Origin of the sequence: Nonomuraea sp. GTA35, assembly GCF_041950525.1 — a bacterium.
GTDB lineage: Bacteria > Actinomycetota > Actinomycetes > Streptosporangiales > Streptosporangiaceae > Nonomuraea.
Map to the genome: position 1 here is coordinate 187563 of NZ_JBGNUV010000010.1, position 21643 is coordinate 209205.

At 67.1% G+C, this 21643-nt stretch carries 23 protein-coding genes and 1 pseudogene; 16 read left to right on the top strand and 8 right to left on the bottom strand.

Translation table 11 applies throughout. The features are described 5' to 3' along the window. Positions 1-68: 68 nt before the first annotated feature. Complete coding sequence (locus ACBJ32_RS37600; RefSeq protein ID WP_375130790.1) at positions 69-1154, bottom strand: CU044_5270 family protein; 1086 nt, start codon at positions 1152-1154, stop codon at positions 69-71. Beyond that, entirely contained in the window at positions 1154-1741 is a 588-nt protein-coding gene (locus ACBJ32_RS37605; protein WP_375130791.1) for an RNA polymerase sigma factor, read from the bottom strand. Before ACBJ32_RS37605 ends, ACBJ32_RS37600 begins: the two co-directional genes overlap by 1 nt. Positions 1742-1901: 160 nt before the next feature. On the opposite strand from ACBJ32_RS37605, the gene ACBJ32_RS37610 reads away from it, so the two are divergent. From ACBJ32_RS37610 to ACBJ32_RS37640, 7 genes are all read left to right on the top strand, one after another. Continuing rightward, complete coding sequence (locus ACBJ32_RS37610) at positions 1902-2069, top strand: hypothetical protein (protein ID WP_357874355.1); 168 nt, start codon at positions 1902-1904, stop codon at positions 2067-2069. Positions 2070-2474: 405 nt separating this feature from the next. Continuing rightward, a complete protein-coding gene (locus ACBJ32_RS37615) occupies positions 2475-3275 on the top strand; it encodes an alpha/beta fold hydrolase (protein WP_375130792.1) in 801 nt (266 codons plus the stop codon). A gap of 23 nt (positions 3276-3298) precedes the next feature. Continuing rightward, a complete protein-coding gene (locus ACBJ32_RS37620) occupies positions 3299-4087 on the top strand; it encodes a MerR family transcriptional regulator (RefSeq protein WP_375130793.1) in 789 nt (262 codons plus the stop codon). Positions 4088-4136: 49 nt separating this feature from the next. Further along, entirely contained in the window at positions 4137-4487 is a 351-nt protein-coding gene (locus ACBJ32_RS37625) for a hypothetical protein (protein ID WP_375130794.1), read from the top strand. 248 nt (positions 4488-4735) lie between these two features. Then, the gene (locus tag ACBJ32_RS37630) at positions 4736-5716 is read left to right on the top strand and encodes an NADP-dependent oxidoreductase (protein ID WP_375130795.1); all 981 of its coding nucleotides are present in this window, start codon (positions 4736-4738) and stop codon (positions 5714-5716) included. A 525-nt stretch (positions 5717-6241) separates the two neighbouring features. After that, positions 6242-6790, top strand: coding sequence for an EF-hand domain-containing protein (locus tag ACBJ32_RS37635; RefSeq protein WP_375130796.1), 549 nt, complete (start codon positions 6242-6244; stop codon positions 6788-6790). Positions 6791-7077: 287 nt separating this feature from the next. Beyond that, positions 7078-7518: a hypothetical protein gene (locus ACBJ32_RS37640; protein ID WP_375130797.1), complete on the top strand. Its 441-nt coding sequence runs from the start codon at positions 7078-7080 to the stop codon at positions 7516-7518. A 375-nt stretch (positions 7519-7893) separates the two neighbouring features. Here ACBJ32_RS37640 and ACBJ32_RS37645 read toward each other — a convergent pair whose 3' ends face one another. Then, positions 7894-8268 carry a hypothetical protein gene (locus ACBJ32_RS37645; RefSeq protein ID WP_375130798.1) on the bottom strand — a complete coding sequence of 125 codons (375 nt, stop codon included), beginning with the start codon at positions 8266-8268 and terminating at the stop codon, positions 7894-7896. A gap of 748 nt (positions 8269-9016) precedes the next feature. On the opposite strand from ACBJ32_RS37645, the pseudogene ACBJ32_RS37650 reads away from it, so the two are divergent. Further along, a pseudogene (locus ACBJ32_RS37650) lies at positions 9017-10341 on the top strand (IS701 family transposase). Positions 10342-10421: 80 nt separating this feature from the next. On the opposite strand, the gene ACBJ32_RS37655 reads toward ACBJ32_RS37650, so the two are convergent. The 3 genes from ACBJ32_RS37655 to ACBJ32_RS37665 all read right to left on the bottom strand — a co-directional run bounded on the left by ACBJ32_RS37655 (position 10422) and on the right by ACBJ32_RS37665 (position 14851). Continuing rightward, on the bottom strand, positions 10422-10736 hold the full coding sequence (locus tag ACBJ32_RS37655; RefSeq protein ID WP_375130799.1) for a hypothetical protein: 315 nt from the start codon (positions 10734-10736) through the stop codon (positions 10422-10424). An 860-nt stretch (positions 10737-11596) separates the two neighbouring features. Continuing rightward, positions 11597-13039 carry a hypothetical protein gene (locus tag ACBJ32_RS37660; RefSeq protein ID WP_375130800.1) on the bottom strand — a complete coding sequence of 481 codons (1443 nt, stop codon included), beginning with the start codon at positions 13037-13039 and terminating at the stop codon, positions 11597-11599. 588 nt (positions 13040-13627) lie between these two features. Next, entirely contained in the window at positions 13628-14851 is a 1224-nt protein-coding gene (locus ACBJ32_RS37665) for a multiprotein-bridging factor 1 family protein (RefSeq protein WP_375130801.1), read from the bottom strand. Between the two features lie 101 nt (positions 14852-14952). Between ACBJ32_RS37665 and ACBJ32_RS37670 the strand changes: the two genes are divergently transcribed. Together ACBJ32_RS37670 and ACBJ32_RS37675 are read left to right on the top strand one after the other, a co-directional pair. Beyond that, on the top strand, positions 14953-15204 hold the full coding sequence (locus tag ACBJ32_RS37670; protein WP_375130802.1) for a hypothetical protein: 252 nt from the start codon (positions 14953-14955) through the stop codon (positions 15202-15204). 92 nt (positions 15205-15296) lie between these two features. Further along, positions 15297-15524 carry a hypothetical protein gene (locus ACBJ32_RS37675; protein WP_375130803.1) on the top strand — a complete coding sequence of 76 codons (228 nt, stop codon included), beginning with the start codon at positions 15297-15299 and terminating at the stop codon, positions 15522-15524. Positions 15525-15540: 16 nt separating this feature from the next. On the opposite strand, the gene ACBJ32_RS37680 is transcribed toward ACBJ32_RS37675, so the two are convergent. Both ACBJ32_RS37680 and ACBJ32_RS37685 read right to left on the bottom strand, forming a co-directional pair. Then, the gene (locus ACBJ32_RS37680; RefSeq protein ID WP_375130804.1) at positions 15541-16104 is read right to left on the bottom strand and encodes a GNAT family N-acetyltransferase; all 564 of its coding nucleotides are present in this window, start codon (positions 16102-16104) and stop codon (positions 15541-15543) included. Then, positions 16097-16909, bottom strand: a complete 813-nt coding sequence (locus ACBJ32_RS37685; RefSeq protein WP_375130805.1) for a GntR family transcriptional regulator — start codon at positions 16907-16909, stop codon at positions 16097-16099. Before ACBJ32_RS37685 ends, ACBJ32_RS37680 begins: the two co-directional genes overlap by 8 nt. A 200-nt stretch (positions 16910-17109) precedes the next feature. Here ACBJ32_RS37685 and ACBJ32_RS37690 point away from each other — a divergent pair, with 200 nt between their 5' ends. The 6 genes from ACBJ32_RS37690 (at position 17110) to ACBJ32_RS37715 (ending at position 21623) form a co-directional block, all read left to right on the top strand. Beyond that, positions 17110-17301 carry a hypothetical protein gene (locus ACBJ32_RS37690; protein WP_375130806.1) on the top strand — a complete coding sequence of 64 codons (192 nt, stop codon included), beginning with the start codon at positions 17110-17112 and terminating at the stop codon, positions 17299-17301. Continuing rightward, positions 17298-17615, top strand: a complete 318-nt coding sequence (locus ACBJ32_RS37695) for a WhiB family transcriptional regulator (protein ID WP_375130807.1) — start codon at positions 17298-17300, stop codon at positions 17613-17615. Before ACBJ32_RS37690 ends, ACBJ32_RS37695 begins: the two co-directional genes overlap by 4 nt. A gap of 175 nt (positions 17616-17790) precedes the next feature. Next, positions 17791-17955 carry a hypothetical protein gene (locus ACBJ32_RS37700; RefSeq protein ID WP_375130808.1) on the top strand — a complete coding sequence of 55 codons (165 nt, stop codon included), beginning with the start codon at positions 17791-17793 and terminating at the stop codon, positions 17953-17955. A gap of 2 nt (positions 17956-17957) precedes the next feature. Continuing rightward, positions 17958-18182, top strand: a complete 225-nt coding sequence (locus tag ACBJ32_RS37705; protein WP_375130809.1) for a hypothetical protein — start codon at positions 17958-17960, stop codon at positions 18180-18182. A 35-nt stretch (positions 18183-18217) separates the two neighbouring features. Next, on the top strand, positions 18218-19216 hold the full coding sequence (locus ACBJ32_RS37710) for a DUF2637 domain-containing protein (protein ID WP_375130810.1): 999 nt from the start codon (positions 18218-18220) through the stop codon (positions 19214-19216). 217 nt (positions 19217-19433) lie between these two features. Continuing rightward, a complete protein-coding gene (locus ACBJ32_RS37715; RefSeq protein WP_375130811.1) occupies positions 19434-21623 on the top strand; it encodes a cell division protein FtsK in 2190 nt (729 codons plus the stop codon). The last annotated feature ends 20 nt before the right edge of the window (positions 21624-21643 follow it).

The window sequence follows — 21643 nt, forward strand, 5'->3', positions numbered from 1 at the left end:
ACCATGGGCGACTCCGACTCGTCACGGGGATCCTCCCCGGATCCCCGTGACACGACTCGGTGACCAGATCAGCAGAACATCGGCTTGCCGGCGTCCTTCGGCACCTCCGGCATGGAGTCCACGACCTTCACCGTCAGCATCGCCGTACTCGCGCCCGGAATCTCTCTCACCTGCCCGCCCTCGGGCAGCCCGATCCAGCTCCGGTAGCCGAGAAACCGGTACGTCGCCGGCTCGAAGATGAGCTCCCCGCGCTCCCAGCCGCCGCCGGGAGTCTCGAACTTGATCGAGGCGCCCACCCCATGCCGTCCGGCCGGGTCGGTGAGATCCGGGACGACGGTCACGGTCGCCAGCTTCGACAGCACGCCGAACACCGTGGCCCTGGTCCGGGAGGGGGTGAGCGGGTTCTGCGCCAGCCTGAGCAACGAGCTCGCGACGACCTTCTCGACCCGCATGTCGATCTCTTTCCGGCTCAGGCCCGTCTCTCCTCGCCTGCGCTGGTCCGACCGTACGAACGTCTCCGCCTCCTGGCGGACCTTCGCCAGCGCCCTGTCGGGGTCGCCAGGGAGATCGGCGGCCTGGAACGGCAGGCCCGAGAAGCCGTGGCGGCACTGCCCCGCCCGCTGGAACTCCACCGTTCCGGGGGCTTGCACGTGCTCCGGGGGCCCGCCGCTGATGACGGTCGTCCGCCCGTACGTCGAGCGCGTCAGGGCCTTGCCGGGATCCCCGCCCGGCATCCACACCTCCCGGCGCACGTCCTGGGTGTACTCGCCCTCGGAGCCGGACGCGAACGTGACGCCCTTCTGCTCGACGTACACGAACTGCCCCGGCCCTGGCCGGAGCTCCTCCCGCGCCGCGACCGTGGCGGCGTGCCGGAGCAACTCGGCGGCGCCGGCCGGAGCCGTCCCGAACGGAACGGACTCGTCACCGCCACGCACGAAGATCATTCCCGCGGTCACCGCCGCCGCCAGGCCCACGGCCACACCGGCCCGCACCACCCACCGCCTGCCTCGCGATCCGCCGAGGGGCCGCTCAGGGTGGCCGCCTTCGGCCCGCTCGGCCTCTTCGGTGAGCAGCGCCCAGGCACGCGCGGTCACCTCGGGCGCGGGTCCCGGCAGGCTGTCGTGGTGGCCCTTGATCGCTTCGAGTTCGTTCATCACAGTGCCTCCCCGGCGGAACCGATGATCTTGCGGAGCCTCTTGCGGGCCCGGTTGAGGCGCGATCCCACCGTTCCCTGGGGGATGCCGAGCGCCGCGGCGACCTCCTCGTAGCTGAGCTGGGCGCAGGCGACCAGCAGCAGGACGTCCCTGTCCCCGGCCGAGAGCCGAGCCAGGCCGGCGGCCAGCCGCGGCTGCATGACCGCCGCCGAGACCCGCTGCACCACCCGCTCGTCATGACTGGCGACCTCCCCGGCATCGACGCTCCTGGCCAGCGCCCGGTACCGGCGCGCCTCGGCGCGATGATGGTCGGCGACCAGGTTGGAGGCGATGCCGTACAGCCAGGGCCGGGCGCTGGGGCAGGTGAGGTCGAAGCGATCCCGGCTACGGAAGGCGCGCAGGAACGTCTCGGCGGCGAGGTCGTCGGCGGCCGACTCGCCCAGGCGCAGGTGAACGTAGCGGTGGATGGAGGCGAAGTAACGATCGAAGACGGCGCCGAAGCGATCAGGGTCACGCCACGACGCCTCTATCACCTGCGCGTCGGTGTCCTCGCTGGGAGGCGCCGCATCTTGAGGGGGAGCGGTCATGCATGCCGGCCTTTCAGGCTGTTACGTCGGAACACCCGTAGTTCGGCGAACCCCTGATTCCTCTTCACGATCCATCGGCCGCCGAGCATATGTCGCCCTGGCTGGTGAGGGCCGGGCCTCCTGGGGGCAGTGGCCGTACGTCAGCCACGAGGAGGAGCCGATGGAGCCGTTCGGGAATACCGACTACGAGAGCGAAACTCGCAAGGCGCTGCAGAAGGGCGATGTGGCCACGGCGCAGGTGTGGGCGAGCCTGCACCAGGCGCAGGTTCTCAGGCGGGGGTTGGAGAAGATCGAAGAGGCCGTGCACGCCATCGCGTTGAAGCCCTGACCCTGGCCCGGTGCAGGCGGACGCCGTGACACGTCATGCCGCGGAGAGCACGGGCGGCGCTCCGGAGGAGGGCCGCTTCGACGTTCCACCCCCGAGGAGGAACGTCCGGCGCCGCACTTGGTGCTCGATGGAACCGCGGCAAGGCCCGCGCCTCTCACCATCGCAAGGCCGCCGCCGCTCGCCCCTGATCGGCGGGCCGGCCCACGCCGCGAACGAGTGCACGTCGGCGACCGTGGCGCATGGGACGTCATCGCTGAATCCAGAGCTCGCTCTGATCCGCCGCGAGGGGTTGCCCCTGACGCAGGGGCAACCCCTCAGCATGGCGCCATGACCACGAAACCAGCGCGGTCGAGGTCGCCAGGCCACGGCGGCGCTGGAGAGCAGGCTGAGAGAGGCGACAGGACGATGCGGCACTTCACGATCCACCACGACGGCGTCACGATCCCGGTGTCCCGCGGCGGGCAGGGACGACCGCTGGTCCTGTGCCCGGGGCTGAACTCGACCCAGGCCGGGCTGCACGAGCTGGCCGGGCTGCTGCGCCGCGACCACGACGTGGTGACCTTCGACCTCCGGGGCCATGGCCTCGCCTCGGCCGCCGGCCACTACTCCTTCGAGGCGTTCCTCGGCGATCTCGCCGCGGTGATGACAGAGCTGGAACGCCTCCACCTGGATGCGCCGCCCGTGCTGGTGGGCTACTCCCTGGGCGCGGACCTGGCCGTGCACCACGCCTCCCGGCATCCCGGCACCGTCGCGGAACTCGTTCTCATCGACGGGGCGAACCCGGTGCCCGAACCGTTCATCACCGAGGCCGTCCTGCCGCAGTTCCGCGCCATGTGGGAGGGCCTGGCGGCGCAGCAGGAGGCCGAGCGGGGCACCGCGCGTCAGGTGCTGCTCACCGCCCAGGAGATCCTCGACCTGAACCTGGAGATCGATGTGATCCGGTCCGGGATTCTCGACCGGTACAGGAAGATCGACCGGCCCATCCGCATGGTCATGTCGACCTCGATGGCCGGCGACAGCGGCGAGGAGCACGCACAGCGCTTCAACCGGAACTGGCATGCCGGTGTCGAGCGGCTCGTCCGCGAGCAGCCGCACATCACCACCTCCTGGCTCGACGCCGACCACCAGCTGGTCTTCACGCACGCCCCGGAGATCGCCCGGATCATCCGCGACGCACGCGGCCCGGCCGGACGGACGGCCTCCTGAGCGACTCATGGGAGGCTGGCCTGATGCTGACCATCGGCGAGCTGGCGTCGTACGCCGGAGTGACGGTGCGCGCCGTGCGGCACTATCACGCCAAGGGGCTGCTTCCGGAGCCGGAGCGGGACTACTTCGGCTACCGCAGGTACGACGGCGCCGCAGTGGTGGAGCTGATCAAGATCCGGACGCTGGCCGAGGCCGGGGTCCCGCTGGCGCGGGTGCGGGAGCTGCTGCAGGCCGGCGAGGAGGAGTTCGCCGCGGCGGTCGCCGACATCGACAGGCGGCTGCGCGCCGAGATCAGGCAGCGGCAGCGGCACCGGGAACGCATCGCCCGGCTCATCTCCGGCGACAGCCTGGCACTGCCCCCGGAAGTGGTCGAGTACCTCGACCGGTTGCGGGCGCTCGGCGTCGACGAGCGGATCGTCCAGGCCGAACGCGACGGCTGGATCCCGCTGGCCGCGCACTCACCCGAGCGAGTCCCGGAGTGGATGGCGCGCAAGCGGGAACAGATCGCCGACCCGCGCCTCGTCGACTTCTACCTCACCCTCGGCCAGGCTCTCGACCGGGCCGACGACGACCCGCGACTGGTCGAGCTGGCCGACAAGCTGGCCGCCTACCTCACGCGGATGGCGGAGGAGCGGGGCGAGGACTATGTCGACGACACCGACATCGACTCATCGCTGGTCAAGCTGATGGACAAGCTGGCGTTCGACACCGTGCCGCCGGCACGCCGGCTGATCGAGCTGCTGCAGCAGCGAGGCTGGACGGGGTGGACCAAGCTCGAACGCGTGCCCCCCGCACCGGGCCGCCGTGGCTGAACGGAGCGTCACGAGCACGGGACTGGCCCCCTCTTCGAGGACCGAAGGCATGAGAATACTGCTGGCCTGCGCCGCCTTGGCGTTGCTGACGTCCTGCGGGTACGTCGAGAAGCAACGCGTCATGCGTTCGTTCGCCGAGATGGAGCAGGTCGCCCGGGCGACCGGGCCGGAAGACGGCTCAATCGACCGGCCGCGGAGAGTCGGGGAGGCTGAATTCCAGGCCGTCTTTCGGGAGGGCGACCGGGTCTATTTCCAGGTGGGCGAGAACGGGCCCAGCGTGGATCCCCACGGCTACGTCTGGAGCCCCGAGCGCGTACCGACCGATGACTCCGATCCGTCTGTCGCCTCGTCGTTCGAGCACGTCCAGGGCCACTGGTACCGCTGGAGCGACAGCTACTGAGCACGGGTACCGCTCAAGGAACGAGCTGCTCGGCCCGTCAGAGGGTTCATGGATCCGGCCGAGCGGGCGCAGGAAGCGGCGACCGGCGGCCGTGCGGATACCTCATGCGCCGGACTCGGACATTTCCTGAGACACTTCGGGCCGCCTGTCCAGCTTGAGACAGAACGCCAGTGTTGAGACTGTCCACCTCGTACTGGGCCGGACAGTATGCCTGCTGAGAGACAACCTGTCTCGCAGGAAGGATGGTCATGCAAGCCCTTGTCGTCCGTACGTACGGCGCGCCTGACTCGTTCGCCATCGAGGACCTGCCGATTCCCGAGCCCGGCCCGGGACAACTCCAGATCAAGGTGGCGGCCGCCTCGCTCAATCCCGCCGACCTGCTGATGACCGCGGGCACGGTACGCGAGATGGTGCCGCTGGACTTCCCCTTCGTCCCCGGCACCGACGTCGCCGGCACGGTGACCAAGCTCGGCCCCGGGACGGAGGGATTCGAGGTGGGTGAGGAGGTGTTCGGCTTCGGCGCACCGCCGTCGTTCGCCTCCGGCGTGGGCATCCCGGCCGTCACCTCCGGTGCGCTGGCCGAGTACTCGACCTTTCAGGCCGGGCCGTACCTGGCGAAGAGGCCACCGAAGCTGAGCGCCACCACGGCGGCCGCCCTGCCCAGCACCGGCATGGCCGGACTCGCCGTACTCGGCCGCGGACAGTTCCGGCCAGGCGAAGCGGTGCTGGTGATCGGCGCGCCGGGCGGCATCGGCAGCGTCGTGGTGCCGCTGCTGGCCAGGCAGTGCACGGTCCTCGCCACCGCGACCACGCCCGACGGGGACTACGCGCGAAACCTGGGAGCCGCCGACGTGATCGACTACCGCGAGAGCGACCCGATCGAAGAGGTACGGCGCCGCCACCCGGAAGGCGTCGACGCCGTGGTGAACCTCGCGCTGACCGGCGAGGCGGTGCTCGCGGCAACCACGGCGCTGCGCCCCGGCGGACGGCTGCTCAGCACCACGCCGGGCACGCCGACGCACCCGGCGGTCACCACGGTGATGGGCACCACCGATCTCCACCCCGGCACCATGGACGTTCTCGCCGCCCACGTCCTGGACGGCACGCTGCCCGAGCCGGAGATCCGGACCTACCTCCTGAGCGACGCGGCACGTGCCTACGAGGACCTGGCGGAGGGGCACACGCGCGGCAAGCTGGTGGTCATCGTGGACGCGGAGTCAGGCCCGTGAGGATGCGGGTGGTGGAACACGAACGGTACGGCGGGCCGGAGGAACTGAGCGTACGCACCCCGCCTGGGAACGGCCGTCGTTGAAAGCAGGTCCCCAAGTCACGCCTCCAACCCGAATGGGCGTTGTGAGCCGTTCACACCATGGCCGAGCACCCGGCTCGGGATCGTGCTGCGCCCACTGGCCGGCAAACACGAGGCCGTACCGACACAGAGGCGCAGGTGAAGCCTGCTCCTCTCAAGAAGAGAGGCCTGAGCGGAGCGAAGGCCACGACTAGCCTCCCCGCCTGACAAGAACAACACCGAGCACGATCAGCCAGCCGACGCCGAACAGCAGCCACCCGACAACGACGAGCATGAGCCGCCCAAAATGCCACCCGGGCCGGCGCAGGCTCGGCGTCGGCACCGGCCGATCGAGCAGGGATGGATGACACGGAAGCGTGACCATATATTTACGCTGAGTAAGTGGAGTGCTACGTTGAGCGAGATTCGGGGGAACAACGTTCCGTCGCTCTGACCGGAGGCTCGCATGTCCTCATCGCTCACCGCATCCAATCTCGCCCTCATCTTCGCCGCACTGGACACCAACGATGACAACCGGCTGACCGCCGCCGACTTCACCCTGAGGGCCGACCAGTTCTGCGCCGCCCTCGCCCCCGACCCCGACTCCGCCCACCACCAGGGCATCAGGAAGGGCTTCGCGGACTGGTGGGAGCACCTGCGCAGCGTGGCCGACATCGACCGCGACGGCTCCGTGAGCTGCGCGGAATACCTGGCCGCCGCAAGCAACAAGGTTGGGCGATCGGCAGACGGGCACGCCGAGGTGGTCCTCAGCCTGGCCGCCCCGCTGTTCGACGCCACCGACACCGACGCCGACGGAGCCATCTCCCTCCAGGAGTACGTCCGCTTCTACACCGCCATGGACCTCGACGGCAAGATCGGCGAGCTGGCCTTCGCCCGCCTCGACAACGACGGCGACGGCCGGCTCAATCGCCAGGAGTTCCTTGACGGCGTCCACGCCATCCTCACCAGCGAGAACCCCGCCGACCCCGGCACCTGGATGCTGGGCCGCACCTGACCCCGCGTACTTGTGCGGCGGCAGCTTCTCACAAGCCGCCAATCCCCGGAGTGACGGCCTGCCGGAGTTTTGGGGTATCAGGCCACGCAGGGCCTTCTCACCGGAGAATGGTCACGTTCGATGGCACGATCGCTTGGGCAGGCTCTGCCAGCCAAGTGGCCGGCGCAAGGTCACGCCATGACCGATAAGCGGATTCGATGTCACCTGACAGCCGCTTCCCCAGGGAGCGGCCGTCAGCATTCCGCGAGGAGCTCCGAACTGTCGGTCTCTCTCATTGCGATCACCGCATGTTCGGCTCGGATGGGTTGGAGTCGAGCCTCCTTGTCCTGCTGCTGGTGATCCTCGGGCTCGGAATCAGCCGGTGGCCGAGACAACGCAAGGTATCGCGTATCTACGTCGGCCTGGACCTCATGACTCCTGTCGATGTGCAGGTCCGGGCGCACGACCTGATCGAGGCGGGACGGTTTCATGACGCTGTGAACCTGATCCGCAAGGAGTCCCAGGTGTCCGGGCCGACCGCATTGGAAATCGCAAAGGTTCTACGTGCCGGTGGGGCCCTGCCGGGCTTCCCGGTGTTCGATGAGGATGACCTGCCCACCCGGATCCGCAAACTGATTGAGGCCGGCCACCGGAAACAAGCCATCTTCCTTGCGCGAAGCACCGAGGACATGAGCCAGTCAGAAGCTGAGGCGTTCGTCGACTCGCTTTCAGGGGAGCCGAACACCTGACGCCGGGGCGAGTCGTCACCGTAGCTGTACTTGCAGTTGTACAAGATTGAAAAGGGCTACTTCCCGATCACAAGAAGTGGCCTTCGAAGTGCAGTGGAGCCTAGGAGATTCGAACACCTGACTTCCTGCTTGCAAAGACACATGCCGATCTCGGCTGACCTGCGGAGACGCAGATCACAGCGCTGATCGCATTCCCCGTGATTCCCCGCTGCTTCCCCCTTGTTTCCCGTCCCAACGGACACGCGACGGGCACGGCGTGGTAAAGGAGATCCTCGGCCACACGAGGGTGACCACCACCGAACGGTACACCCACGTCTCCACACCGCTCATGAGCGATGCCGGGGAACGGCCGTTGAGGGCAGGAGTGGGTCATGGCTAGCCCAGCGGCATCTTCCATAGATCGCATGCGGCGGGAAACACCCAGGTCAGGATGAACGGGCCGAACAAAGGGGCCACCGAAACCAGCCAATAGGACCGTGCAGGCAATCTCAAAAGCGCCCGGAGTGCGAGATTGACCACCGCCCACAGGACGATGAAAAGTCCTACACCGCCAAGCACAATCAGGTAACCAAGAATTCCGTCGTTGTCGGTGGGGTCCCGTTCCGTCAGGCCCAGAGCGACTAGCGGAGAGTTGGTGAGGTAGTACCAGACGAGACTCAGCGGAAAAACCGCAAGGTAACCGAACAGGACGTTGACGGCGAGCGGAGCCAACCACGCTATTCGCCTCGGGGATGCGACAGTACCGGTCATGGACCCTCTATAGCAGCGCACGATGGCGGAGGTGCATCTTGGACACATCACGATGTCGCTACTGCACGATCAGCCACGGTCGCCGTGAGCCGGGGGTAAGGAACGAACCTCGGATCTTCGATCGCCCTCAACCACATCGGACACCGGCCACCCCGTGGCGATCGTCGTGCTGCATATGGGCGGCGGCGCGACCAAAGGCCGGCGGATGGCGAAGGTACGGCGCGGCGTGCGTACGGTGACGGCCCGTAGTCCCGCTCGCGCGTCGGGACCGGCCCCAGGCCGCATGCCCGGCGCGCGCCGGGCATGCGGATGGCCGGGCGACGGCGCGCAGCACCGCCGCCCCCGGGCGGGGACGAGGACCTCGTCTTCGTCGGCCCGGACAACGGCCCGCTCCGCAACACGACTTCAACCGCCGCGTCTGGGCCAAGACTCTCGAAGACGCAGGCGTACCGAAGATCCACTTTCAAGACCTGCGACACACCGGGCAACACGCTCGCTGGGCGTCCACACGGGACCTGATGGCGCGAATGGGTCACTCCAGCACGCGGGCCACCCTGATCTATCAGCACTCGGCGGACGCGCGACAGCGGGAGCGCACAGAAGTTTGAACGACGTAGCCCCAGGGGCGCTCAGCGAGGTCATCGGGCACGGAACCCTGAACAGCCCTACAGAAGATCGAAAGCCCAGGCCATTGACCTGGGCTTTCATACGTGTGGAGCCTAGTATTACAACAACACTTCGTTAGTGTATGATCTTTGCTGTGTCTGAGTCGGTGACTGCGGAAGACCTGCATGCCTGGCTGGCAGGGTTTGATGAGCTGTTCGCGCGGGTGGCCGGACGGTTCGGGCGGGTGGAGCCGCGCCGTCGGGCGCGGGGGTATCTGCTGGGATTGCTGGCGCCGGTGGAGCGCAAGAACAGCTGGCAGTTGGCCGAGGCCGCCGGGGATGACGGGCCGGAGGGCATGCAGCGGCTGCTGAACTTCTACACCTGGGACGCCGACGCCGTCCGCGATGACCTGCGCGCTTACGTGGTGGAGCATCTCGGCGGGCCCGATGGCGTGCTGGTGGTGGACGAGACCGGCTTCCTGAAGAAGGGCGATCAGTCGGCCGGGGTGCAGCGCCAGTACTCCGGCACGGCCGGTCGGGTGGAGAACTGCCAGCTCGGGGTGTTCCTGGCGTACGCCACGGCGCGCGGGCGGGCGCTGATCGACCGGGAGTTGTATCTGCCCAAGTCCTGGACCGCTGATGCGGATCGGTGCGCACGCGCCGGCATCCCGGCGACGGTGGAGTTCGCCACCAAGCCAGCCCTGGCCCGGGCGATGCTGGCACGCGCGTTCGCGGCCGGGGTGCCGGCCCGGTGGGTGACGGCAGATGAGGCCTACGGCCAGGACTCGAAGTTTCGCCGGATGGTCGAGCAGCACCGCCTCGGTTATGTGGTCGCAGTGCCCCGTAACCAATCGGTGGGGATCGGTCTGGGCGGCAACGTGCGCGCCGACAGCCTCCTGGCTGACATCCCGAAGCAGGCGTGGAAGCGCATCTCTGCCGGTGACGGCGCTAAAGGACCGCGCTGGTACGACTGGGCGGCCGGGACCCTGCACTGGGAGGCCGAGCCCGGCTTTGCCCGCTGGATCTTGATCCGCCGCAGTATCACCGATCCTGACGAGATCGCCTTCTACCTGTGCTACGGCCCGGTCGGCACACCCGTTGAGGAACTGGTGCGGATCGCTGGAGCCCGCTGGGCGATCGAGGAGTGCTTCGCCTCGGCCAAGAACGAAACCGGCCTGGACCACTACCAGGTACGCCGCTATCACGCCTGGTACCGGCACATCACGCTGGCCATGCTCGCCCACGCCTTCCTGGCCGTCACCGCTGCTCAAGCCCCAAAAGCCCGAGCGGCCTGGTCCGCCTCACACCCGCCGAGATCCGTCGTCTCCTGGCACACCTGATCTACCTGACCACCCGACCGCTCGCCCACGCATTGGCCTGGTCCGAGCGCCGACGCATGTCCCAGACCCGCGCACGCAGCAGCCATTACTGGCGGCGCTGGCTCAAGAACAACGAAGTGTTGTTGTAATACTAGAACGCTAGAACACGATGAATCACAGAAGGCCATTCCTTCCGGGGGATGGCCTTTCTTAGTGCCGTGACCGCAGACTACTTGGCGCGCAGACTCTCGATCTCGGCGGCCAATGCGGCCATGTCGCGCACATGTGCGTAGTACTTGGTCGCATACTGGTCGTCGATCACCGGAAGGATCTTCTCGCAGGCCAAGAGCAGCCGTGTCAGGCCAGAACGGTGCTGTGCGCTGAGCGAACCTTCAAGGACGCCTGCGGCGAAGCCATAGACGTCTGCGTCGAGCAACACCATGTCCTGGTCCTCGATGTCGAGGCCGCGGAAGCCAGGCGGGAAGGACATGTCCATGTGCTCGGCCATCATCTGCGAGAGCGCGTCGAGCTTCTCTTCCAACATGCGGGAAATCATCGCAGAGCACACTGGCGTCTTCGTGCGCGAGCGATTGGGGACATCTGCTCAAGCGAATCTCAACCCGTCTGTTGCTTGGCGCTCGTAAGGTCAGCGGTCATGGCGCATGTCGTGATTTGGGTGAAGCCCTACGAGCGTAGAGAACCACAGCCTAGACACAGAGGGATACAAAGGACTCTGCGGCTGGCACGGGATGACTGAGAGACGGGGTCCGTGTCCGAACAAGCCGTACGCGAGCGTGAAGCTCCGGTACGCGGACTACCAGCCAGTGCAGTCAGCCTGCGTCGAAGCCCTCAAGGAGATCTCACAGCGCTACGGCTTCCCGATCCCCCAGGAGCAGAGCGAGCGTGTCGAGGCAGGTTGACGCTGTAGCTGTACTTCGCAGCTGTACAAGATCGAAAAGGCCACTTCCCGATCATAGGAAGTGGCCTTCTACGTGCAGTGGAGCCTAGGAGATTCGAACTCCTGACTTCCTGCTTGCAAAGCAATTCGAACACACATGCTGGCGACCGGCGTGATCCTTCTCACTTGCACTGAGAGTACGGGAGCGTACGCCAGCGTTCGTGATCATCTTCGGTGGTTGTCACGCAGAATGTCACTCATGACCATGTCGGGCTCGCGCGCCTTCTCAGCTGTGCGGCGTGTTGAGCGGCGCGGTATCGGCACAGCGTATGATCTTGTGCTGTTGAGCATGGGCGGTCGAATATAGATGTCAGTCTCCCAGTAGTCGCGACAGCTCAGCTGGGACCCCACGCCTGCTGCACGATCGTTTGGTGCCTGGGCTGATGCCAGGACTTCAGGTCGGGCTGCGTCCGCGACCGACACCCGGGCAACTGACTTGCGGGATGCTACCTGCCGGGCCCATCGTCCTCTGCGGACTCGGCGGACGCATCACCTCCATCGGCCCGGCCACTCCGCGGGAAACGCCGGCCAAGATAGCGTATTCGCCGATAACTATCGTCTAGCGCTTCGCGAAAGTTGGAACGGACGCGGGTAACCGCTCGCTGTGCGATGGTCCGCGCATCGGCACCTGTTTCCGAAGCGCCGACGATAGCTGCGTAAGCCGCGTGAATCCGCAGGATCTCCTGTAGATCTCGGGCAGTTGGCGCGAAAAATGTCTCTCGATATGCCGGATCCGTCATAGACATTACCGCAAAATACATGGCGGCGAATCCTGCAAGGAGAACGGCGGCGTGCACAAGTGCAACCGGTATGGGTAACCATGACAGCTCCTGGTAATCGGCGCCGATCCACCGAGCTGCAGTTTTAGCGGGGATTATAGTCACGCCAAGGGCCATCAGGAACACGAACACGCCAAGACCTACCCACACCGAAAGGGCGATCTGTCGGGCACCGAACGCCATGACGACATTCATTCGCTGCGTCCATGTCAATGGTGGCAGGATAGGTAGCTGCACGTTTTCGCTTGCATGATACCGACTCTCGACCTCGCTCGGCACCGTGGCACCTCGCTCCATGAGTTGGTTCCGCTCTTCACGCAGTTGCGCTGCGGTAGCGAGAAAAGCGATGCCCCCAAAGATGGTTAACGCTACAACGAGACGTAACGGAGTCAACAACTCACTCGCCTGCCACATATCGGCATTGACAAATAGGAACAGCGTCAAGAACACCATTGCAGGCATGGTGCGACTGAGGATATGCAGGAGATCAAACGCATGCTGAGCAAGATCTCTCAGAGCGCGCCCCACTAACCGAAATACACCGAACCAGGTAATCATTAGAGCGAAAATCGACACGAAAATCCAGAGCCCTACCAGGTAGCCGATTGCTACACCTGCCTCGGCCCACACGTCTCCGACAGTAATGGGGTACTTCGAATCGTACACAAGCTCGTACCACTTGTCCGCTTCGTGACTCGGCAGGAGTATGCCGAGATCGCTTGCTGGTCGCGTAGCTGCTACTAACAATGGAATCGCGACAGGCCAGGTTAACCAGATCATATGCATAGCGCCTGTAGCGATACGGGCGACTAGAGTGCGTTGGCTACGGCGCGCCAAGCGGAAACCAAACCATGCAGCAACAGACGACACCAGCATAATAAGAAGCATGGCCCCGCTACTATTCCCTAGAGCAATGACAAGAACTGTCAGCCCGCAGGCCGCCATGAACGATAGGGCCCGCGGTAGCACATGGCGTCGAAACGAATAGTGGCGAATAAGCGTCGGTGTTCCCTCGGACGAGAACCACTGCTCCATGGCAACCGGGTCTGATGTATCCACGGCCATAGCTGCACCAATCCTCTTGATCAATTTGACCGTTGCATACTCCACTCCCCGTTGAGAAGTGGCGTCCGAAAGGCAAGAACTGAAGGAAGTCCTCACTTCGCCCCAAATCATTACTACATGTGCGGTCGATCACCGTAGCAGGTGGATCACCGGCCGGGATATATCGAAAGAGATATGTCGACATCACTTGATCTCGCAAAGCAATGCCACATGACTGACATAGAACGCTTTTAGGCAGGAACACCCCCTCTTTGACTGCTCCATACCAGCGGCACAGACGCCGATCGCCACGTCGAAATCTTCGTCGGCTACTCCGGTGAAGCGGTTGTCGCGCAGAGGGGCGTATGCGGCTTGCCCTCGCGCGCCCGGCCCCATCGTGCTGTCAAAGACCGTATATATGCCGAACGTCCGCAACAGCGCCGGGATTGACGGGCGGCGAGAACGAAACCAAGAGGCCATCGACGCGCGAGTGCTGAAACACCCGGGGGCAGGGCCGGACCGCTGGCGACCAGTGTTTCAGCTGTACCCGGGGACAGCACCGACGCCGCTGTCTCCGACCTGTCCCCCGCTGGCTCCCAATATTTCTGCACTTCAAAGGGAGACAAGAGACAGCAGGGACGGCGGGGACACTGGCTACGGCCCTGCCAAAGAGTCTTTGATCGTCTGAGAACCGACTGCGCCTGCTGAAGCCAGATCATGGGCGACACCGCGGAGTTCGGTCACGGCGTAGGCGTTGAGCGTCGTGGCGTCCGGAGCGACATCCAGGGCCGTGGCGACGGCGGCTTCGGCGTCGCCTTGGAGGGCCTGGGCGCGGGCGAGGCAGGCTCCGAACCAGGCTCTGTCGCGGCGGTAGTGGTCAGGCAGGGTGGACAGGCCGCGTTCGAGGTAATCGGTGGCGCGGCGGCCGTCGCCGAGTTCCAGCTCGGCCATGCCGCGTTGCATGAGGAACCAGCCCTCGTCGTAGAAGTACATCCAGGGCGGCTCGTCCTCGGGGCGCTCGGCGGCGGTCCGGATGAGGTCTTCGGCTTCGGCGAGCCGGGTGCGCGCCAGATTGGCCTCGCCCAGTTGAGCATGGCCCCGGCCGGCCATCTGGGCGGCCATGCCTTGGACGCCGTAGGTGGTGCGGCCGTCGTGCCAGCGGGAGGCTTCGGCGAGGCGGACGCAGCGGGGTGCATCGCCAAGGCTCCAGGCTTGATGGGCGCGCATGTTGAGGGTGGTGGAGGCGAGACAGGCGTCTCCGGCTTCGATGGCCCAGGCGTGGGAGCGGTCGTACCAGGCCAGCGCGGCGGCGTGCTGGCGGGAGTCCTGGCACATCCAGGCGATGAACTGGGCGTACTGGGCCAGCACGGCTACGGCCCGGTCGGCGAGCGGGCCTCGGGCGCCTCGGGCGAGGTCGGCCACGGTGGAGAGCTGGGCGTGGATTAGGGGTAGGAGGGGGCGGCTGCCGATGGTGTCTTCGACGCGGCGGTGTTCGGCCAGGCAGTGTTCCAGCCATTGCACGGTCGCCAGATCGACGCGGGAGGGGCGCTCGATGGCGCGGGTGATGCGCTCGTACAGGTCGGCGTCGGGGGCCAGGGTGGGGAGGGCGAGGGTGGGGACCGGCTTGATGACGGTGCCGAACAGCTGGTCTTCCGTCAGGCCGAACGCCTTGCAGTAGAGCCGGGTGTAGAAGGCGTCCGGGCGGTGCTCGCCGGTCTCGTGGCCTCGGATGCGGCGGATGAGGTTCGGCACCTCGGTCAGCGGCTCGTCCGAGACTCTGATCAGTTCGCGGGCCAGGTCGCGCTGGGACCAGTCGCGGGCGGTGCGCGCGGCGAGCAGGCGGGTGGCCCAGACGGGAACCTCGGGGATGTCGGTCATCCTGTGCACCTCCGGGGACGGGCGGACACGGGGGCGGACATCAGGGGTCGCCTCTCAGTGTCCTCTACAGGCGTGGTACCGCACATGTCTCTGATGTAGTCGTGCACTTCGACACCGAGGGTTTCTACTCGTGGACGGCTTCTGACGACGACGGCCGAGGCTCGTGCGGCATCACCGGCGAGCTGGAGCGGGCCTCCGTGCGCCTGCGGCAGGCGCTGGAGTCGTTAGCGCCCGGCGCCACGGGCGCGGTGCAGTTCGTGCGGCTGGACCGCTACGCATCGGACCCCTCCTACATCTACGGCGTGACCCTGCTGCGGCTGCGCAGGGAGAAGGCCATCGCCGCCGCCGACTGAAGGCCGGCGGATTCGTACGTCAGCTCAGTCATCGCGTTGGGCGGCGCTGTCAGGCGCCGCCCCCGAGCTGTGTGAACCGGAAGCAAGCCACCATGTACGTCTGGGAACCGCACGTCCCGACCAGCGCCCGCCGCGTCCGGGTGACGGAGACCTCGTGCTGTGGTGAGTACGAGTGGTGCTGTGAGGCCGGGAGGTTCTTCGTCCTGCGCCACGTCGAGGGCGTCGGGTACGAGGAGACCGGCCGGGGCCGCTACCCGGAAGCTCGCCAGGTGTGGATCGCCCTGGTGACTGCTCACCAGCACAAGGAACGCAGGTCATGAAGTCCACCTCTTCACGTCACAGAACGTCGCGTACGCCCTCTTCGACGATGTTCGGCACGGAGACGGGCGCGGCTCGCCGCTGAAAACAGGCCCCTGAGTCGCGCCCGTCCACCACGACCGTGCGTACGTGCTGAAACCCGTGCTCCAGGTAGTAGCGCTGAAGCCCCTGGTTGGTGCGCCACACATCCAGGCGCAGCCACGGGAACCCCTGCCGCGCGGCCTGGTCCACCGACCAGTCCACGATGTCGCCGCCCAGGCCCCGGCCCGCCTGGTCCCGAGCAACAAGCAGCTTGTACAGGTACAGGGCAGGCCCATCGGTATCGGGGTCCCAGAAGTCCAGATCCGGCCGGGTGTTAAGCGTGACCGTGGCGATCACCTCGCCGCCGGCCTCGAACACCCAGGTCTCGCGGTTGGCGATGTTGCGGCGGATCTTCTCCCGGCCGATCTCGTCCCACTTCGCCGTCCACTGCTGGATGCCACGCTCGGCCAACCAGCGTTCGGACTCGGCACGCAGCTCGACGACACGCTCGGTATCGCTCTCGACGGCGAGACGGGCCGCCAGGACGGGACGGTCAGTCATCTCTGCACTCCACCTGGTAGATGTACTTCGACCCGTTACCCGGCCTGATCTGGTGCAGCACTAGCACGGGCTTGCCTGACGTGGTCAGCGTCGTACGGACGACTTCGAGCACCGCCATGACCCCCGCCAGTTGCAACCGGTCCGTCTCCTGACGAGAGGCGATCCGCGGGGTCAGCTCGTCGATGTGGTCGCGCATCGGACACCCGAGCTCGGCCAGGACCTGAGCCGTGTTGACGCTGTCCGGCTCCATGATCCCCGTGTCCTTGACGAGGTTGTACGCGTAATAGGAGTCCGCCAGCGACTCTGGCTCGTTGGCCGGCTGATCCGGTCCTGGCCCGATGAACCGGACGCGGCTACGCACCACGACACGCTCGTTCTCCGGAATGCCCAGCCGCTCCGCGATCGGTGTTCCAGCCACGAGGTGGCTGCCGGGCAGGATGCTGACGCTGATGGTCTGCCGGTGGGAGAACCCGGCGGCCTCGACGTCCGCCGTCCAGCCGTCGGTCTTGACGTTCTCCAGGCGCTTCGGGTCCTGCCACTTCGTCATGTGCCAGGTCATACGCAGCGACTCGCGGACGTAGAAGCCCTTCTTCGGCACGGCCACGACCAGGCCCTCACCGATCAGCGCCTGGTAGGCGTGTCGCACGCTCAGCGACGACACCTGCTCCTGCTCCATGAGTTCTGACGTGCTCGGAAGCCGGTCCCCCTCGGCGTACTCGCCGCTCAGGATGGCCTGTCGTAGGTCCTCGGCGATCCGTGCCGACACGTCCCCGCGGAGCGTGTCCCGCCGCCTCTGGCTGGGCATGTTGAGCCCCTCTCGTTCGCCTTGTTCAAACAAGTATGCCAGCAGTCGTTGACGACGCTTGTTCGTCTTGTTTAAATAAGACGCACCAGGGCATGATCAGCCCAGTTGACCAGGCCAAACAACGAAGAAGCCGGGATGCGGTCCCTAGTCGCCAAACCAGTCCCGCACCCCGGCGCCCCTTCAAGAGAGGTGTACTCATCATGACCTACGGGTCCAAGACCATGCGGATCGTCCCTGACGACTTCGCCGAGCCCGTCCAGTGGTTCTGTCTCATGTGCGACGGCGTGGAGGAGTCCGCGCCGGACGTCGAGCCGCCGTCGCCGCCGATCTGCCCCACCTGTATCCGCCTCGCTCTCGTCCAGGCCCTCCGCGCGCTGGGGGTGGACCTGTGAACAACGAGTACGAGAACGACGAGGTCTCCGATCTCCTGGACGACCTCATCAACGCCGAACCTGCGTGCGACTCCACCATGGCCGTCCTCTTCACCGGCCCCGACATCGAGACCGACGAAGAGCGCTGGACCCGGGAGGCGACGGCCAAGGCCATCTGCCAGACGCGCTGCCCGGCCCGCGCCGCCTGCCTGTCCTACGCCATGGCGCTCGACCCGGAGGAGGGCGTTTGGGCGGGCTACACCGCAGAGGAGCTGCGGGACGTACGCCCGCTTCTCACCTTCCTACCCGGCCGCCGCGCGAACGAGGTGGCGTGATGGCCGCCCGCTTCCAGTGCTGCGAGTGCGGCAAGCGGACCCGGAGCCCGTTCGGCTGCCGCTGCGGCGGCGGCCTTCCGGCCCAGCGCTGCGTCATCCACGGCGCTCGCTGCCAACCCGGCTGCCGCGTCTGCCGCATGCTCGCCCGCTCCGGCCACTGAACGGAGATCAGCCCATGTCCCACGACCAGCCTCCGAACACCATCACCGACCAGCAGTGGGCGCAGCTCCAGAAGAACGCCCGCAAGGCCAACCCGCACCTCGATCGCTTCTCCGACCCGGAGGCGATCAAGCGTCGCAAGCAGTCCGCCCAGCAGTTCAAGAACCGCAAGTGGAGCTAGCCATGATCACAGTCCTCTCCTACACCCTCGCCTTCCTCGTCGGCGGCCTCTGCATCGAGCTGGTGCGCATGGGCCAGGAGCGTTACCGGCTCTGGCAGGTCTCCCGCGCCACCGTCCGCCAGGGCGGCTCTCTCGAAGTCGTCGCCCGAGGCTGGGCCGCCTCTCCCCGCAACTGGTGCAGCAAGCCCGGCTGCCCGCGCTGCTGGGGACGGCGGTGGGACCGATGAACAGTCCCGCCACTTCACCGAACGGAGCCAGCACCATGAACGACCAGCCCGGCCCGCGCCCGCTGTCGGAAGGAGAGCAGACCCTGATCTCGGTCACCGCCGCCGCTGTCGGCGTGCTGGGCCTGATCGGGTTCGTCATCTCCTTCGCCACCGTCATGGACGCGGCCAAGCCCACCTTCGGACCGCTCGCCTTCCTGCTGCCCCTCGGGGTGGACCTCGGCATCGGCGTGTTCTCCGCGCTGGACATCGTCCTGGCCCGGCTGGACATGCGGGTGCGCTGGCTGCGGTTCATCCCTTGGACGCTCACGGCCGTCACGGTCTACCTGAACGTCGCCGCCTACGCCACCGGACCTGGCGGGCCGAACTGGTTCGCCGTCGTCGCCCACGCGATCCTGCCCGGTCTGTGGGTGGTGGCCGTCGAGATCGGCACGCACGCGGTCCGCAAGCGCGCCAACCTGGCCAACCCGTCCCGCCGCCTGGACAGCATCCGCGTCTCGCGCTGGCTGCTGTCTCCGGTGCCGACGTTCGCCCTGTGGCGGCGGATGGTGCTCTGGGAGGTGCGCTCGTACCCCGAGGCCCTGAACCGCGAGCGTGAGCGGATCCTGGCCAAGACCGACCTTCAGGACCGGTACGGCCGCCTGTGGCAGTTCAAGGCCAGCCGACGCGAGCGCGCCCTGTACAAGCTCGGCGAACTCGCGCCGGCCCGGACCGAACCGGTACGACTCGTGCCGCCTCCGGCTCCCCAGCGTCCTGCCCTGACCGCCGCACCCGCCCGCAAGCCGTCACCCCGTAAGTCGCGCAAGACCACCCGTCCTGCCATCGCCCCGTCCGAGGTGGACGACCTCATGCCGCTGGGCTGGCAGGTCGCCGCCGACCACGACGCCCGAGGCGTCACGCTGACGCGGGACCGGCTCCGCGACGCCATCCGCCAGACCGGCCAGTCCATCTCCACCGACCGCGCGGGAGCACTGCTCGCCCGCCTGCGGACCGAGACCGGTCCGACCGCCGAGAACACGGAGCAGGAGGCGGCTTGATGGCTCTCACCTTCGCCCGCCCTTCGACCGGCGATCCACCACCGGTCGGACCGCAAGGACCGACCGCCGACATCACCACAACCGCCCGTACGGACGAGACGCGGTCCGACCGCACATCGTCCCTGAACAAGCCAGTACGGGACGCGGCCTCATCCGCCAAGACTCCGGCCGCGCCCCGCAACCCCGCTCGCAGCTACGCACACGAGGTGCACACATCATGACTCATCACCCGCAGGACCACGAAGACCACTCCCACGAGAACGACGGTCCGACCGCACCCGAGACCGGTGGCGAGGTCGTCCCGCTGGACGCGGCCCGCCGACGCGCCCGCCGCGCGGACGACCGCGACGAGGACGAGTTCTTCGACCGCGAGACCATCGCGATCGAGGGCACGGTCCTCGGTCCGCCGGTCGACCCGCCGGACGACGACGTGCCCTACCACTCCAGCACTGACCGACGCCGCGCTCCGATCGTCCCCGCAACCCTGAAGTCTTGGAACGGTACACGCTCCATGCTGATCTGGGCCGCCAAGGACGCCGGATACGTGCTCGGCTACCACGCGGTCCGCTCTCCCAAGTACGCCGCCAAGGCCACCCTCTACGCCCCGATCGGTTTCTTCCGCGCCACGGGCAAGCTCCTGCACTGGGCGACGGCGGAGGAGGGCAACTGGGCACTGCGCCAGTACGCCGCCGACCGCAACGACCCGGAGACCTGGCTCAAGCTGGACAAGCAGCGCCAGCGCCAGTCCCGCTGGCGCTGGTCGGTCCTGGCCGCCCTCGCGGTGACGGCCCTGATCGCCCTGCTGGTCTTCCTCCTGGCCGACATCCCGACGTGGGGCCGCCTACTGGCCATCGCCGTGGTGGTGCCGCTGCTGGCCCGCGCCGGTAGGCCCACGGACAAGCCCATCACCGACCGCGTCTCGGAAGGACCGCGCTACCGCAAGCTCACCGCCGAGCTGGTCCGTCGCGCGCTGCTGTCCTGCGGCATCTCCGGCATCAACCAGGCCGTCAGCAAGGACCAGCACGCCATCAGCTTCCCGCAGGACATCCACCGCGACGGCCCCGGTCACCTGGCCATCATCGACCTTCCGTTCGGCGTGGAAGCCGCCGACGTGGTCGCCCGCCGTGGCCGGCTGGCCTCCGGCATGCGCCTCCCACTCGACCAGGTCTGGCCCGAACCCGGCGACGGCCACCCCGGCCGCCTCGCCCTCTGGGTCGGCTACGAGCCCGCCTCCCAGATGAAGCAACCCGCCTGGCCCCTCCTCAAGGACGGCAAGGTGGACGTCTTCAAGCCCTTCCCGTTCGCCACCACGCCCCGCATGGACACGGTCAACGCCGCCCTGATGTTCCGCAACTGGCTCGTCGGCGGCCAGCCCGGCTCCGGCAAGACCTTCGCCCTGCGCCTGGCCGTGCTCGCGGCCAGCCTGGACCCGCGCGCCGAACTGCGCATCTACGAACTCAAGGGCGTCGGCGACTTCAAGGTCCTGGAGCCGGTCTCCACGGAGTACGGCAACGGCTTCGACGACGAGACGATCGCCCGCTGCGCCGGGATGATCCGCTGGCTCTACAAGGAGTGCGAGCGCCGCTCTAAGCGCATCGCCCACTTCGCCCAGCTCGGCAAGGCCCCGGAGAACAAGGTCACTCCGGAACTCGCCTCGCTCAAGGACTCGGGCCTGCACCCGCTGATCGTCGCCATCGACGAGATCCAGGAGCTGTTCCTGCACGGCAAGTACGGCAAGGAAGCCGGGGAGATCCTGGAGAAGGTCATCAAGCTGGGCCGCGCCCTAGGCGTGATCCTGCTGATCGGCACCCAGATCCCCGACAAGGACAGCCTCCCGACCGGCATCACCCGCAACGTCAACACCCGCTACTGCATGAGCGTCGCCGACCAGGTCGCCAACGACATGATCCTCGGCACCTCGATGTACAAGAACGGGTACCGCGCCACCATCTTCGAACCGGTCAAGGAGGCCGGTTGGGGCATCCTGTCCGGCCTGGGCAAGCCAGCCGCCCGCCGCTCCTTCATGGTGGACACCGACGCCGCCAAGCACGTGGTGACCCGCGCCATGCAGCTACGCGGCCTGGCCGGCACCCTGCCCGAGGAAGGCACTCAGACCCGCACCGACGCGCCCGCCTTCGACCTGCTCACCGACCTCGCCCAGATCTGGCCCGCAGGCGAGACGGCCGCCTGGAACGAGACCCTGTGCACCCGCCTGGCCGACCTGCGCCCCGACTTCTACACCGGCTGGGCCTCCGAACAACTCACCACCGCACTCAAGCCGCACGCCGTACCCGTCCAGAGCATCGGCCGCCGCATCGACGGCAAGGCCGTGACCAGGCGCGGCATCCGCCTGGACGACCTCACCGACGCCATAGCGGACCGTAACCGCCGAACTGGCACCGAGTGACCCCGCCGGAGGGTGCTAGC